Source organism: Enterobacter sp. C3_dUdeg, from assembly GCF_057536195.1.
This window is the reverse complement of sequence record NZ_BAAKFX010000016.1, coordinates 84,755-99,865: the sequence shown is the minus strand read 5'-3', so window position 1 is coordinate 99,865 and position 15,111 is coordinate 84,755. Positions and strand designations below refer to the sequence as shown.

The 15,111-nt window shown below is 42.7% G+C and carries 10 protein-coding genes and 2 pseudogenes; 5 read left to right on the top strand and 7 right to left on the bottom strand.

Annotation, left to right across the window (positions count from 1 at the left end; all coding sequences use genetic code 11):
- Window positions 1-1,311: pseudogene (locus tag AC27FC_RS22080) on the top strand (hypothetical protein); the annotation flags it as partial.
- Window positions 1,312-1,859: 548 nt separating this feature from the next.
- On the opposite strand, the gene AC27FC_RS22075 reads toward AC27FC_RS22080, so the two are convergent.
- The 7 genes and pseudogenes from AC27FC_RS22075 to AC27FC_RS22045 form a co-directional block, all read right to left on the bottom strand.
- Window positions 1,860-2,126, bottom strand: coding sequence for a hypothetical protein (locus AC27FC_RS22075; protein ID WP_487160408.1), 267 nt, complete (start codon window positions 2,124-2,126; stop codon window positions 1,860-1,862).
- Window positions 2,127-2,144: 18 nt separating this feature from the next.
- Window positions 2,145-3,827, bottom strand: coding sequence for a phospholipid carrier-dependent glycosyltransferase (locus AC27FC_RS22070; RefSeq protein WP_487160407.1), 1,683 nt, complete (start codon window positions 3,825-3,827; stop codon window positions 2,145-2,147).
- A 36-nt stretch (window positions 3,828-3,863) separates the two neighbouring features.
- Window positions 3,864-6,350, bottom strand: a complete 2,487-nt coding sequence (locus AC27FC_RS22065) for a fimbria/pilus outer membrane usher protein (protein WP_487160403.1) — start codon at window positions 6,348-6,350, stop codon at window positions 3,864-3,866.
- Window position 6,351: 1 nt separating this feature from the next.
- Window positions 6,352-7,074, bottom strand: coding sequence for a fimbria/pilus periplasmic chaperone (locus AC27FC_RS22060; RefSeq protein WP_487160402.1), 723 nt, complete (start codon window positions 7,072-7,074; stop codon window positions 6,352-6,354).
- Window positions 7,075-7,130: 56 nt separating this feature from the next.
- On the bottom strand, window positions 7,131-7,640 hold the full coding sequence (locus AC27FC_RS22055; protein ID WP_487160401.1) for a hypothetical protein: 510 nt from the start codon (window positions 7,638-7,640) through the stop codon (window positions 7,131-7,133).
- Between the two features lie 307 nt (window positions 7,641-7,947).
- Complete coding sequence (locus tag AC27FC_RS22050; RefSeq protein WP_487160400.1) at window positions 7,948-8,457, bottom strand: hypothetical protein; 510 nt, start codon at window positions 8,455-8,457, stop codon at window positions 7,948-7,950.
- A gap of 702 nt (window positions 8,458-9,159) precedes the next feature.
- Window positions 9,160-10,254, bottom strand: a pseudogene (locus AC27FC_RS22045) (IS3 family transposase).
- 956 nt (window positions 10,255-11,210) lie between these two features.
- Here AC27FC_RS22045 and AC27FC_RS22040 point away from each other — a divergent pair.
- The 4 genes from AC27FC_RS22040 to AC27FC_RS22025 all read left to right on the top strand — a co-directional run bounded on the left by AC27FC_RS22040 (window position 11,211) and on the right by AC27FC_RS22025 (window position 15,109).
- Window positions 11,211-11,540: a helix-turn-helix domain-containing protein gene (locus tag AC27FC_RS22040; RefSeq protein WP_487160399.1), complete on the top strand. Its 330-nt coding sequence runs from the start codon at window positions 11,211-11,213 to the stop codon at window positions 11,538-11,540.
- 652 nt (window positions 11,541-12,192) lie between these two features.
- Complete coding sequence (locus AC27FC_RS22035; protein ID WP_487160398.1) at window positions 12,193-12,774, top strand: type 4 pilus major pilin; 582 nt, start codon at window positions 12,193-12,195, stop codon at window positions 12,772-12,774.
- 101 nt (window positions 12,775-12,875) lie between these two features.
- Window positions 12,876-13,370, top strand: a complete 495-nt coding sequence (locus AC27FC_RS22030) for a toxin co-regulated pilus biosynthesis Q family protein (protein WP_487160397.1) — start codon at window positions 12,876-12,878, stop codon at window positions 13,368-13,370.
- 38 nt (window positions 13,371-13,408) lie between these two features.
- Window positions 13,409-15,109 (top strand): hypothetical protein, encoded by a 1,701-nt coding sequence (locus AC27FC_RS22025; RefSeq protein WP_487160396.1) that lies wholly within the window; start codon window positions 13,409-13,411, stop codon window positions 15,107-15,109.
- Window positions 15,110-15,111 lie beyond the last annotated feature (2 nt).

Below are 15,111 nucleotides of genomic sequence, written 5' to 3'. Positions count from 1 at the left end.
GGCAAAGTACTGGAGCTGTCGGTGCAGGCCAGAAACGGCGCGTCGAAATCGGGTAACACGCTGACGGTGGACACCAGTATGAGCAGTAACGAAGGTAACGAGGCAAGCGGCGGGGGAAGTGACGGCTCTATCGTCAATCCGGCGGCAGAGCCGAAAGTGTCCGGTCTGAAACTGTCCGGGATGCTTGAGCTGGGCCAGGTGCTGTCAGGGACCTACCAGTTCGATGCGAACACGGGCAACAAGGATGATCGTTCGGCGTATGCCTGGGATGAAAAAGGTAAGTCGGCAGCAAGTGTCGCGACGACAACAGACGTGGTGCCGTCACCGGGTAATGTTAAACCTTACGACATCACGTCAGCAGACGTGGGCAAAGTACTGGAGCTGTCGGTGCAGGCCAGAAACGGCGCGTCGAAATCGGGTAACACGCTGACGGTGGACACCAGCATGAGCAGTAACGAAGGTAACGAGGCAAGCGGCGGGGGAAGTGACGGCTCTATCGTCAATCCGGCGGCAATCCCTGAAATCAAATATCTTCAGATCAAAGGTAGCTTTGCTGTTGGCGGGAAAGTTTACGGCTCATATCAGTTTGATTCGAATAACGGATATCCTGAAGATGCATCACTGTATGCATGGAATCAGCCTGGTGAGGGAGGCGGAGGCACTGCGGTTGATGTTACCAATAGCAAGAATGCCATCATTGATGAAGGTATTGTACCTGAAAGGGATATTACATCGGCAGATTTGGGTAAACTTATCGAACTTTCCGTTCTAGCCCGGAACAGTAAGAATGTTCGTGGTACAGTCTCAACTGCAAAGAGTGGACTTAGTGTAGGTATGACACTTCAGACGGTACCAGAAAATGGCGATTATAGGAGTAATTTCAAATATGTTGTTGACGAAAATGGTAATAAAATGAAAGGCCTTATCTGGCCATTTGATCCGCTTATTAACAATTACGGAGTCGGCTCTTACACTTTCAGAAATGCGAGTCCTTTTACAACCCGTAGTACCACAGGCATTATTCGCGTAATTGCAGATGATACCATTGAAGACGTTGTGGTTAACGGGAAGTCATATGGTACCCCGCTCAGCAGTCAATGTAAGTGGGATAAAAACTACTGTACTGTTGGTGTCAATAATTTTATTGCAGGTGGAAATAACAACATCTCAATTATTGCTAACAATCAGGGCAATCCAGAAGAAAGCAACCCTGGTGCACTGAATGTGATTGTTATAGATTTAGATTCAAATCAAGCTAACGGTATGAATATCCTCGATACAACAACTCCCTCTAAGTGGACATTCGAGTAAAAATATTAACTTGAGATGTATTTAACTTTTCAAAAGCACCTCCCTGAGGTGCTTTTTTTTATGAAATAGAATGCAAAAGGATTCGGTCGTCTTTTTATTGTTGATAATATGTATTTTTTATCTATATCCTGAATCACTAAGCATACAAACCACTGCTGTGGCCTACTGTTAAAAACTGAAATGGTGAGAAGTTTTTACTTTGTTCTGGCACATTTATGCCTTATACGGCTCCCCAGTATCTGCGTGTCTATTTTCTTTGAACGTGCATACGTTTTTAAAAATGATGGCATGGCTGTTTTTTATGAAAGGGCTAAGTAGCAGTGGCGGCCATGTGGGTTGGCTAAAATTGCAGGGAAATAAAGTTTTAATCTATTGTTAGCGATATTGGCTGAGATGATCGTTTTCACAATGCCATTCGAAACTATTCAATAATTGAGCCGGTATGCGGCAGCCTCCTGTAGCAGGGGCTGCTATAACTAGTAGGAAGATAGAAGAGTTCACTAAAAACCATTGCCGATATGTAGTATCACAGAACTGATAAGCGCATTCTAATTACATTCGACTTTTTCAAAGTACGAAAGTTTCTTCAGAATACGCCACTGAGAGCTTGAAAATTGTGTGGCGCTCAGTACGGTTAACGACCTTCCCTCCTCATAATTGACAGTGTATGTACTTTTATCTGACAGTATCAGAATATCGCCTTTTCTTACAGCGTGTATATATAGTGCTTCAATCAGAAGTTTTATGTCACCGTCGCGTACGACAAGGGCGTATCGCCCATTAAGATACAGGGCGTCAATGACGAAACATTCCATTTTTTCTCGCATCAGTAATTACTCAGACTGCTTGATATAATGCAATAGCATAAATTTTTCCTGTCGCCATATTGTATCAGCCACGGGGATCTTATGCATGTCAATAAAGTTTTCATCAGATATGTACAGCAGCAGAGATACATCATTATCAAGACGCCTGTCCTCCAGCCACTGGTTGAAATGGCTTTCAAGAATCATTCTATCATCAGTCGTCTTCCGTAATTCTCTCCGGAAAATGTCCTCCTTATTGCCTAAGAGAATAATGTCAGAACGTTTCAATTCCCATGCAACCGCCGAGGCCAGACCGGCATTTTGTACAACGATAAATTCACTGTTTTTCAGCTGATTTTGGATGCTTTCTATAAATGGCTGGGGTTGTTTCGAATACACCACCGCGTGCGGAATAAATATGTTATTCATTAACCCTACAGCAAAGGGACACAGCGCAACCAGAAGTGCATAGTGTTTTTGCTTAAGGGAGACCATTCCCATCATCGCCCAGAATGCAAAGCTGCAGACTGCCATCGCAAGTGGGATCATTTCACTCCCGGTATAAAGAGGGTGCGCCCCCCAAGGGGACAGGACACCTGTAATCAGTACAATCCCGATTAAGCCCACAATGATATTTATTCTGCAATTATTCTGTAATGCTCGCTTTACGTGCTGCCCAGGTGTACAGAGCATGTGTGCGATGAGGACGGCCAGCGGCGCAAAGCAAGGAAGGATATACGTCAGCAGTTTTTCACCAGAGAGGGTCAGAAAAATAAAAGGTACGGTAACGCTTAATGCCATCCAGCCTACTGAAGGTATCTCTTTTGCCTGGCGCCATGTCTGTTTAAGTGTTGCCGGCAGTGCTCCAACCCAGGGCAGCATCCCCAGAAACATAATGGGAAGATAAAACCAATAAGGGGAGCTGTGCTGCGAATTGCCCGACATTAATCGCTTCGTATGTTCCTCCCTGATAAACCAGCTCCAGAATTCGGGTTCCTGCCTGTAGACCATGATGGTCCAGGGCAGGGCAGATATCAGGGCACCGGCAATGATAAGGGGAGATGCGAAAAGCAGCGATTTCATTCTGCGGAATATCACGCACCATGCAACAATCACAATAATACAGATGGCAAATGCCAAAAGTCCATTCGTCAGAAAGGCAATCCCGCACACTAGGCCTCCCGCAAATGAACAGACTGAAGCGTTTGCTTTACTTGGACTGTTCAGGCTTTTCCAGAACAAATAAATAGAGAGGGTGATCCAGAAGGTAAAGGTAGGATCGAGGATGGCGTAAGTTCCCGTTCCGTATACCATCGATGTGGATACATATATTAACATCGAGATAAGCCCCTGATTAACATCCTGGCGAACCGCTATGCTCATTCTGAACACCAGTAAGGCGTTCAACATGGTCGCCAGAACAGATACAGCCCTGGCCGAAAAATTATTGTGACCGAATATCCATTGTGAGACGCTGTTGAGCCAGTATCCTACGCTAGGCTTTTCGAAATAGCCGAAATCAAAAATGCGCGGGAACAACCATTCTCCGGATATCAGCATTTCACGGCTGATTTCAGCATACCGTGTTTCATCTGGTAGCCACAGAGGACTCAATGGCAGCGTGATGAGGTAAAGAATAAAAATGATAAAAATTAGTACCGAAAGCTCTGCAGTTTTTTTTCTCTGCCGCTGATGTTTATAAGTATGCACTTTCAATAATATCCTGACATGATGTTTAAACTTATCTCAGGCACAAACTGTACTGAGCATATGAAATGCTGACTCTTTATTTTTTTCGGAAAGGTTGAAATTTATACTGCAGTATTCCTTTCCCCATTTTATGTTTATTGTTCCTGCGTCAGGCAGTCCAGCCATGAAAAGTCTGCCGAACTCATCAATAATACCCATAGAATCCCCTTCTGCGAGTGATGCCACCGCGCCGAAGGGGACGGGATGTTCATTTTTAAGCTTAAGACTAAAAACAGCCTGATTTCCTGTTACGACGCTAAAGGTTGCCGGAATGATTGCGCCACGCGTTGGGGTTACGGTTGCATCGGTATGCCCGATTTCAAAATTTTCCGCAAGAGTTGATGGATCAAGACTTATATTCGTTGTCTGATAGGGAGCAACAGAGGGAATGAGTGCATATCCTCTGCTGTCAGTGACAATATTGCTTGTATTGAAAATGCTGACATTATCCGCACCTTTTGCATCCACCAGTGTAACGGTCTCGCCCAGTGACGGGCCGGCGGTAATACCTTTATGATGAACCAGCAGACCTCCTGAAATTCCTGTGCCGGCTGTTTGCCAGTTGTTGTTACTGCTGTACCAGGCACCCAACTGAGCAGAACGGGTGTCCAGCATTAGCTGCACAGACGATGTTTTGATGTTTTCAGATGCCGAGGAATTTTCCGTGCTGTGTCCTGCATTCCAGAAAAATGATTGGTCTGAAGAAGCACCGTTCAGCGCGAAATCCTGCGTAATGTTGTTGCGAAAGGCTGTCCGTCGATAACTCATATTGATCGGCGCAGCCGTGATTCTTTCCAGAGGAAAGTTTAGCATGAGTGATATGATACGTTCTTTCATTTTTTCCGACCGGGTGTGCGTCGTATTCTGCTCATACCAGTCGAGCATCAGCGTACCTGTACCGGGGAGCGAAAGGCTATATCCACCTCCTAAGTTCTGATTCTTTGAGCCATCATAATTTCCCTGATGTGAAGCATTGATGTATAAAGAGCCATATTGACTGGCAGACTGGCTCAGGGCAACGCTGTACTGCGTTCGTGGTCCATTTCTTTCTTCGGCTTTCCGGCCTGCGCTCTGAATAACCATAGGTAGCGTCTGTATGCCTGGTGACATGTAACGTCTGCTTTCAAGCTGAAGACCTGTACCTGAAGACTCTATCTGACTAGAGTAACGAAATCGCCAGATCTCCCATGAAGCTTGATCCGAAAAGGTGCTTGCCGAATGAGAATAGTCAAGGCTGGTGCTGCCCAGAGAACCAAGTGAGGCCCCTGCGCCGGAAAGAATTGCATAAAAGTCAGACGCGCGTTGATAGCCTCCGTACAACGTAATCCTGTCATTAAGACCGTAAACCGCAGTGGACTGGAAAACCTGTGTGTTACTTGCCTTAAAGCCTCCTGCCTGATATTCACCTGCAGAAATGCTGTATCTGAAATAGCCGTCCGGAACCGCTATGGCAGGTGCTTGCCACGGAACAGTAAAGGTCTGCCTCTGGCCGTCAGCTTCATCGATCGTTACCAGCAGTTCTCCCTGCTGTGTAAAGAGCGGCAGAGAATCGAGGATAAAAGGTCCCGGCGGAACCATATCATTGAAGATCGCTATTCCATTACTGGTTACGGTCACTTTTGCTTGCGTTCTTGCTATGCCTTTAACCACTGGAGAAAAGGCGCGCATATTTGCCGGGTACATTCCTTCATCGGTGTTAAGAATTATTCCACGGATCATGAATGGTTCGAAAATATCTGACTGGGTGAAGGATTCTCCTGCAGTAAGGGTGCTTTTGATAGGGCGCAAAGCGGTGGAGGCATAGGTGATTCCACGCTGCCAGACAGCTGCCTCACTACTTCTTTTGCTGAAGCCTGTTATATTGCGCACGCGCCAACTGCCATAATTCAGCCCAGGCTGAAGTGTGGACCATAGTTCATCTCTACTCTTCTGCTCTCCTGAACTGAACGTTGTCTTTGCTCCATTGATATCGTAATTTAACCTGAACGCAGAAATGCCATCATCCCATTTATCCTGTGATGCAATGCCATATATCTTCTTTTGCATAGCCACCTGCGGAACGCTGATGTAAAGTTCTTGGGCAGCGAGGCTGAAATCAACCTGAGCCTGCGGGATCGCTTCAGGCACTGTGCAGAACCTGTTTTCATTTTCAGGTTTAATTTCTGCGGCCTCGGGATAGTTGTCGACAAGAATGTCAAGATTGAGCAGCAACTCTCTGGTTAAACAAGGCGTAAGAACTGGTTTGCCATTGAGATCATAGACGTTGTAAAAATAGATATCTTTCTGTATTGAATATTTTTTGTTGACGTAAATATCAACAGAGTAGGTACCCGGTAACTGTCCCCCATTATTGAATATGGATATATCAATACCGTTATTCGTATTTCCAATCTGACTGGCATCAAACTCATAGTCCTTAGCCAGTACAGTTGTCATTCCGTTAACGCAGATTAAAAAAGTAAGAAAATAGGGATTCAGTTTCATACTAGAGTTGTGACTTATACTCTGAACTTACTCCTCCAGTATCGGTGACAAGCTTCCACTGTATGACACCAGTACTGGATTTGGCAGCTTTGATTTTTTTCTCACTAAATGGAGCAATATAGTCAAAGCCGATAACGGGTTTTTCGTTATGCTTTACTTCTGCGAAGTTCATGTAAAAGGGACCATCATTTTTGACGATATAGTACCCGTCCATGACGGTCCATTTCAGGCTTCCGTAAAATGATGCCGGAGACGTAGTCATACCTTTAGGGCGATAAAATATCTTGTTGCAGGTATTGAGAGAAACCTGCAGGACCACTTCCGGAACTCCTGGCGCTGAAGGCATATCAGCGTTATCCTTTGGTGGAATACCTTTGACACACATCCATTCCATGCTTTCCCTGTTATCCGCAAAACCAGAGCTGTTTATGAGCCGTACAAGAAGGTTGCTTCTCTGCTGCGCTTCAAGTCTGATGAGTGGGGGCGTAATCATGAATGATCCTGGTGTTTTCAGATCTTCTTTCAATGAAATCGACTGAACGAGAACCGGATAGGACTGGGGGTTGAGTACAGAGAGTGCAACGCTTTTCCTGTCTCCAGTGAAAATGACGCGTGATGTGCTCAGTTCAATAGCGAAATTTTTTTGTGTGGTCTGTAGCTCCTGCGAATAAACACTGAATGAAAGAAAAAAGAAGACCAGCAGAGTTGATGTCGCTTTTATCATTTGTCTGTTCCTGATGGTTCTGAAAGCCCGGACGGAAACTCCGGGCTTTGTATTCACTATGGTGTATACACCGCTGCATTAACGACGACCGGATAGCTGTCGGCTTTAATTGTGGAATTTGTCGCAGTCACGACATATTTGAAGGATGTCGATGAAGGATAAACAAGCCACTGGGTACCACCTACATACGGCGTTGAAGCGTTTTGCGACATCGTGCTGTCGGGCTTCAGGAGAAGAGTGAGGGTGTTAGCCGGGTCAGAAGCGCCTTTGATTATTGCGTCAATGGATGCCACAGGCGCGCTATTGTTCCCACCGCTGGCAAACTGCACGGCATACTGGGCCGGAGCTCCCCCTGATACAGCACTAACTTCACCGTTTGCAACTTCTGTTGTTGTTCCGGGCGCAACAGACCCAGCCGTCAGTCCCCTGACAGGTGTCAGGACGTGAGTAAAAGCGTTTTGTGCTGAGATAACAATGGTTCTGGACTGCGGGGTAATATTATCTACTGATGCGGCGTTTGCTGCTAATGGGGTCAGCAGCATCGCAGCCATAATTGCTTTTTTCATCGTGTTTTCCTCGCGGAGCTTAAAATGAGTTTGTTCCCGGATGTCCGGAGAACCGTATAAACGGCAAGAGAAATAAAACATAACTTTAAGTAATGTGATGATATGTACTGGTTAACTTATTAAGGATTTTGTTTACTCCGAAATCAATTCACTTTCTTTAAATTCAGCATGAATATCATGATAAAAAATCATAAAAATCTCGATGAATGCTTAGTGGATGTGAGGAGTGGTGATAGAGTTAATTATCTTATCTCGTAACCATGCTACCCTATACGCCCGGAGAATATCTTCGGGCGTATCATCATGACTATGGTGTATATACAGCTGCGTTAACGGTTACTGGATAGCTGTCTGCGCTGATGGTTGTATTAGTAGCGTTCAGCACATATTTGAAGGATGTTGAAGAAGGATACACTAACCATGATGTCCCTGCGACTGTTTGTGTGGTAACTGGAGCTGTCATTGTGCTATCTGCTTGTAGTGTTAGTGTCAGCAAATTTGACGGATTAGATGAACCTTTAATGGAGGCGTTAACACCTGCCGTAGTTAAAGTATTATTTCCGCCACTGGCGAACTGAACGGCATACTGCGCCGGGCTACCGCCAGAAATAGGTTTCACTTCACCCGTAGCGACTTCGCGCCCACCCGCCGGTACATTTCCAGCTGTCAGTCCCGTAATTGGTGTCAGGACGTGAGTAAAGGCGTTTGGCGCTGAGATAACAACGGTTTTAGTTTGCGGTGTGACATTGGATACTGTTGCAGCGTTAGCAATTAGCGGGCTGAACAGCATTGCAGCAATTAATGTTCTTTTCATCATACTTTCCTTACAACATTAATAATCATTAAAGACATTTTCCGGGGAATCCGGAGTTGTTTATTTACGACGGCGATAGCTAATAAATAAACATAATTTTTTGTAATTATCTTTGATTTCTCTAGCTTTATCGATTCAGCGGATTCACTTTGAGACTATATTGCCTGTTAATCGAATTCATTTACTCATGCAGCTTGTGTTAGGAGTATCCTCAATATACATTTCCTGCTTTGAGGTTTAGTCCCTATGACTAAAACTTGCTCTTGCCTACGAAATCAACAAATGACTCGAAACTAGGCGTTTGTATTGAAATTCTTCTCGGCTGAGTAATTTATGTCTTTTAGGCAGTTTTGGCTGGGTTCGCGAACGAAAGATTCTGTTTGTGCAGTTCTTTGACATCGGCAACTGATGGGAATACAGCTGACCCGTCTTTACACGAAGCTACAGATGACGGCAGTTGCCCGCTACATCTCTAATGCTGGATGAAGAAATGTGCAACTTAAGGCGTTGCGCGGTGTTTGCCATGGCCTTTTGGGGAATGACCTCTCTCCCTTCCTCTTCTGCGAGCCGATTGATACAAGGATTTTCAGTAAATACGCAGTTTTTGGTTTCAGGCGGCCTAATATGCCGCTGCTTTTTGCTGTGTCTCGTATAGAATTTATACTCATACCGACTGAGTGGGGAACGATTGCAAATAGTCCCGTCTTAGTACCATGCATTTTTTGAGCTCCCGACCAAATAATGGTGCTTTCGGTATACCTCCGGTGTCATATTGTTCAGAGACTCATGCGGGCGTTCAAAGTTATATTCTGATCACTATTTTTCCGTGATTTACCGCACTTCATTCAGCGTTCTGAACAGATAAAAACGAGTATTTCTGTACGGTGTGTTCGGTTAAAGCGCTCAATCAAAGCGTTCTGTGTCGGCTTACCCGGCTGGATAAACTCCAGTTTTACTGTGTGCCTCTCTACGCATTCAGCCAGCACCAGAGAGATAAATTCGGGACCATTATCCATGCGTGGCATGAGAGGATAGCCGCGATTTGCCTCGATCCTGTCAAGCACACGGATCATGCGCAAAGTTGACAGATTCAGATCGATATCAATCGGCAAACTCTCACGGTTACATTGAACGTGCGAAAACGACGGCCGCAGACCATGGCATCATGCATAAAGTCGGCAGATCAGCTCTGGTTCACCGCTTACGGGGTGGCCAGTGGCGAGGGATTGCGCACCGGCAGCCGCTGTTTGCCCTTAGAGCGAAAATTCAGTTTCAGCAGAGAGTAAATACGGTGGAGCCTTTTGTGATTCCATGGGTGTCCCGTCGCCTTAAAACTTGAAAAAGTTTAGGCTAACCGTATCGTGGGTATCGCTCGCACACTGCCTGCAACGCGACAATAACGGGTTCGTCCCCCATGGTATCCGGACGGAAATAGTAAACCGTTCTGCTCAGGTTCAGACTCCGATAAGCCTCGCGGATACAGAGTCCAAATGTCGTTATCATATGAGTGACCAGCTCACCCTTAAAGGCTGGTTTTAAAGCTTTTTTCGATAACGTCTTTCAGTGCCCTGTTCTCCAAGCTAAGGTCGGCAAACATCTGTTTCAGACGTCGGTTCAAGTCCTCAAGATCCTTGATTTTTTTATATCAGAAGCTTCCATACCGCCGTATCTGGACTTCCAACTGTAGTGAGTGCCTTCAGAAATACCGGCCTCCAGGCAGACATCTTAAACGGTTAGTCAGGCTTCAACCGAGTTAATCACATCGATGATCTGATGCCCGGTAAAACGGGCTTTACTCATAGCGATCTCCTTCGTCGGAAGATTGCTTATGCCGGACCCACTCTAAATATGAATGGCACGATTATGCGCGAAACTTACACGGTGACAGTGTGCTCAACAGGATTCCGGCGCTTCCTGTCGGACCATGGCAGACGCTACTTACTTTTGATTAATGTTGCTTTGGTCATGTGAGTGACCTCTGGTGGATAGTATACTCACTTCTTATCGTGTTTAATGTTCGCAGTTAGAATAAGAATGTTTACAGAAATTCCAAATTGTTATGATGGAAAGTTATTGGTGCTTTTCTCCTCAGTTACTGGCTGGTCGGTAAAAACTGAAATATTAATTGCTAGATCACCCTGTCTAAATTGATAAAAGTTCTACCTTAAATGATTATGTATAACAAATATAAAGGGTGATAGCATAGGATATGTTATGGCTGTGATTGTTAATTATTCTTTTTTATTCTATTGATCTAAAATTATTTTTTCCGCAATTTGTATTTTTTTTATAAATTGCAATAGATTATGTTGCGTTACATTCTAAAGAAGCGGAATATGGGATGTGGCTTTAGTTAGATGCTTTATAAGACGAAATCAAATAAGACTCTTTAAACATAAATGAAATAGGTATTTGAAAGCTTGTTTTTATTTCGGTTTTCACACTAAGCATGAATGTGTCTTTATGAGCAGGTTTGATTTTTTCTAAGGTAATTTACAGCAAGCGATTCATTTTCACTATAGAAGATATTTATAAACTATAAATCGGTGCACATATAAATCCCTGCACTATTATACGGAAATTTATAAAAAAGAGAAGAAAAGCATCCGAAAGTGTACTGAGCAATACTTTAGTAATAAAAAAGACGATTGTTATAAAAATGATTAAATATCCATGAGCTTCCATTTGAATATATAACTTAGAAAGAATGTTAGTAATAGTAAAATGCTAACCTTATACAATATCAAAAGGGTAATATGATGGCGTTAATTGGTGAAAAAATCACGGAATTGAGAAAGAAATCAAATCTTAGTCAGGAGGAACTGTCCTTTCTTTGTGGTTGGAATGGCACTTGGAAACTTAAAAAATACGAAAATAATCTTAAGGAAATGAATATTGAAGACGCTATTTCTATGGCATATTTTTTGGGCGTGCCTCCAGCATTATTGTTATCTGGGACTATTGGAAACGATGAATATATAAAATATAAAGGTGTAACTGTTCCGGTTGTAGGTGAGATGACTGCATCAGGGGTTACTGTTAGCGATTATGTTCTAACTTCAGAAAGAGCATTCTGTAAGAAGTAATGTGCAAATGGAAAACATTACCAACTATATTGCATAAAAGTAATCACGAATAAAATAAAAGCGATCTGCAAAGAAAATGATTACTTAATCGTTGATGCTAAATCTTCCCCAGGGTCGTGCGACTTTGTTATTGTTAGGTCATATTTTAAATCAATTCAGTAAACCATGATCTAGATGATGACACCTTGGTGGCTTTAGACAGTCAAAAAGATGGAAATGTTTACTATGTACTAGGGTCTGTTATTGCATCACTTTACAGATATGATGAGAAAGAATTGAATTAGATAGTATATCTACAGCAATATTTTGTTGAATGTTTATTTTTACTTCAAAAGCTTCTCATGTAATGCAGGAAGTCATGTAGAGTTACCAATAAATTTCTCGGCACACCTATCGCTATTTAATCTACAAACTAAAAATTGATGCTTTGAGTTCATTACCAGTGTCAAACTTCTTTTTTTGTATAATTTTTAATAATATTAGTTAAATTAATAAAATTTATCTTTCAATGTGGTTTTTCTCCGGTAAGTTACTGGTCGCCAGTTTTACGTTTTAAGTAAGCAACCAAGAAAGAGTACCTATGTCGTAATGCCTTGAACAAAGTCCCTACGTCTTTCTTTCTTATGTATCCATAATTAAAGGTGTTTTATTAATGAAAGCATTATTGAAGACTAACAAAAAAAAATTTGAAAACGGCTTGACTCTGATCGAAGCGGCTATGGTCCTTGCTCTGTCAGCAGTTGTGATTGCAGGTGCAGTGATGTATTACAATACTGCTTCTGAAAGCAATAAAATCCAGAGAGCGCAAGGCCTATTAGGTGCGATACAGGCTGGGGTGTCGTCGGTTTACGCTACACGACCTACTTACACTTCACTTACATCAGCAACGTTAACATCTGCAACAGCAGTGCCAAGAAGTTTCATTTCTGGGACAGGCACTAACACAAGGATCGTAAATCCATGGGGTGGAACAGTACATATTGAGCCAAGCACAGGTGGACGTGAGTATAGTGTGACATTTCCTGCAGTTCCAAAAGGTGCGTGCGGCATTATTGCTGCTGCAGACTTAGGTAATTCAGTAATAGCTGTAAACATTCTCGATGACAGTTCAGACACTGCAGGTGCAAAAGGTAGTTTAGTTCCAGGCGCATCTGACTATGAAACGGGGGTTGATACAGCTTGCCAAAGAGGTGATGCTGCCACAGTAAAGAAAATTGTCTGGACCTTTAAATAAAATAAAGTTAAAAACCCTAATTTTATAAATGAACAGGGATTGGTTGAAGTTGTTTACCTCAACCAATGCCATTTTAAGCCAAATGTTGGGGCAATATTATTATGAAATCAACTATTAATTTCACTTCTGCATTATTTTGTTTATTGTTATTTCCGTTAACAGGGCAAGCACAAAAAATGTTGAGCAAAGATTCAGAATCATCAATGAAGGGACCGCTGCTTGAGACAAAATCAAATGGATCAATGTTAAATAAAATTGAAATTACTAGTGTTGCTCAGGAAGCAGTCAAAACTATTACACCAGTAAATCCATTTAAAGCCTCTACTAAGCCATATGTTACAGGTCATCAATGGATAGCAACCAAAGGCACTCCTCTTCATACTGTGTTGCAGGATTGGAGTGACAAAGCGGGATGGTCCTTGGTATGGAATTCAGAGTACAACTATACATTACAAGCAAATGCTACTTTCAGGGGAGATTATATTTCTGCTATAAAACAATTGTTTGATGCCTTGGGTGATATGAATCCGCCAATTTATCCAGAATTATATCAGGGGAACTTTGTTCTTCAGATTGGTAACAAGCCAAGTCGATAACTATCAAATATAAATATTCAATTAGCGAGAATTTTGAAATGTTAAAGTCCAAGATCAACTTGGTTGTTGGTTCATTGTTTTTAGCAGGGTGTAGTAGCGCAACGTATAACGAAGCTAACAATATTAACAATAAAAATAAAATCGAAGCTGAAACTCTTCTTGATAGCGCAAAGAATCCTGGAAACACTGCTGACATGAAACGTGTACCCGTCAGACGTGGCGTTTATCTGGGGGCAACAGCAACTAAACTGCAAAGCGGACAAATGCTCCCTAATGTTGCTGAGCGTGGCGGTATACGTTTACTCGCTCCAGATCCAAAAAATTTGCTTGAGATAGGTGATCTAATTTCAGAAGCTAGCGGAATACCCGTATCATTTGCAGATGATATTTTCTCTAAAAAAGAGACTAAGGAAGACAAATCTACTGTTAAAACAAATGCTTTTATGAGTGGCGAAAGTAAAGCAGATGAGCTCGCGGCGGCGCTTGAAACTGTATTACCTAAAGCGTCCGTAGTTAACGGCAGTGGTCGCTCACCAACTGTGTTTTCAGGTATGTTAAAAGATATAACAAGGGACCAGATGAGGGTTAATTATACAGGTACTCTATCAGGTTTCCTAAATTTAACGGCAGCTTATTTTGATATCGGTTGGACATACCATGATGGTCGTATTCAATTTAGCCGTCAGATCACACGTACGTTCCAGTTAGCATCTTTACCAACCCAACTAAGCTCTTCAGCCAGTATGACTGGGGGAGTTTCTGCGTCGGGAGGTGAAGGTGCTGATGTAACAACAGGTTCAACGCAAACATCTCAAATTAATATGTCATTGGATTTTTGGAAAGAAATTAATGAGACATTGAAAAATATTGTTGGCGACCAAGGAACTTTCACTGCATCGCCAACAAGTAATTCGATTACTGTTAATGGCCCTGCTTCGATGGTAGAAAAGGTAGGCCGTGAAGTACAAGAGATAAATCGTAAACTTCTTCGACAAGTTTCATTAAAAGTAGAAGTTTATAGAGTTACTCTCAGCCGAAAATCTGACTGGAATTTTGACTTCAATGCTGCATTTGCCAGTGGTGTTGGAAAGTATGGGTTCGGTACTGCAAATCCAGTAGGCACTGCCAACGCAGGTTTCGCTAATATTGCGATAACAGATGGTAAGTTTTCAGGCAGTAAAGCGGCTTTAAGTCTTCTAGAAGAAAATGGTGATGTTAGTGTATTGACAACATCAAACGTTACAACAATGTCAGGGCAGCCTGTACCAGTACAGGTTTCCAATACACGTGGCTATATAGAAAAAATATCCTCGATTATTAATGAAAATACAGTAACCAAGACAGCTGAAACCAAAACCGCAACTGCTGGATTCTCGATGAGCCTTATGCCAACTGTTATGGATAATGGCAATATCCTGTTGCAATACAATATGAATATTTCATCGTTTGCAGGAAAAGATAATGGTTTCAATAATGTAAAAGTCGGAGATGACGAAATACAACTTCTTAATGTTGATCAGAGATCATTTATTCAGTCGGGTATGATTCGAAATGGATCAACGCTGATAGTTGCTGGCTTTGAACAAACAAGTAATAACACAAGTGATATAGGCCAAGGTACTTCAAGCTTCAAACTTGTGGGCGGTAGCCGTGGTGGTGAAAAAAATAGAGAAATGTTGATTGTAATGATTACACCAAATGTTCTTGATCATACACTTGAAAGTGGGCAATTAAATTAAAT

Coding starts and splice junctions, on each gene's coding strand:
- AC27FC_RS22040 (WP_487160399.1), top strand. CDS start 11,211: ATGATGGCGTTAATTGGTGAAAAAATCACGGAATTGAGAAAGAAATCA.
- AC27FC_RS22075 (WP_487160408.1), bottom strand. CDS start 2,126: ATGGAATGTTTCGTCATTGACGCCCTGTATCTTAATGGGCGATACGCC.
- AC27FC_RS22065 (WP_487160403.1), bottom strand. CDS start 6,350: ATGAAACTGAATCCCTATTTTCTTACTTTTTTAATCTGCGTTAACGGA.
- AC27FC_RS22050 (WP_487160400.1), bottom strand. CDS start 8,457: ATGATGAAAAGAACATTAATTGCTGCAATGCTGTTCAGCCCGCTAATT.
- AC27FC_RS22060 (WP_487160402.1), bottom strand. CDS start 7,074: ATGATAAAAGCGACATCAACTCTGCTGGTCTTCTTTTTTCTTTCATTC.
- AC27FC_RS22055 (WP_487160401.1), bottom strand. CDS start 7,640: ATGAAAAAAGCAATTATGGCTGCGATGCTGCTGACCCCATTAGCAGCA.
- AC27FC_RS22025 (WP_487160396.1), top strand. CDS start 13,409: ATGTTAAAGTCCAAGATCAACTTGGTTGTTGGTTCATTGTTTTTAGCA.
- AC27FC_RS22030 (WP_487160397.1), top strand. CDS start 12,876: ATGAAATCAACTATTAATTTCACTTCTGCATTATTTTGTTTATTGTTA.
- AC27FC_RS22035 (WP_487160398.1), top strand. CDS start 12,193: ATGAAAGCATTATTGAAGACTAACAAAAAAAAATTTGAAAACGGCTTG.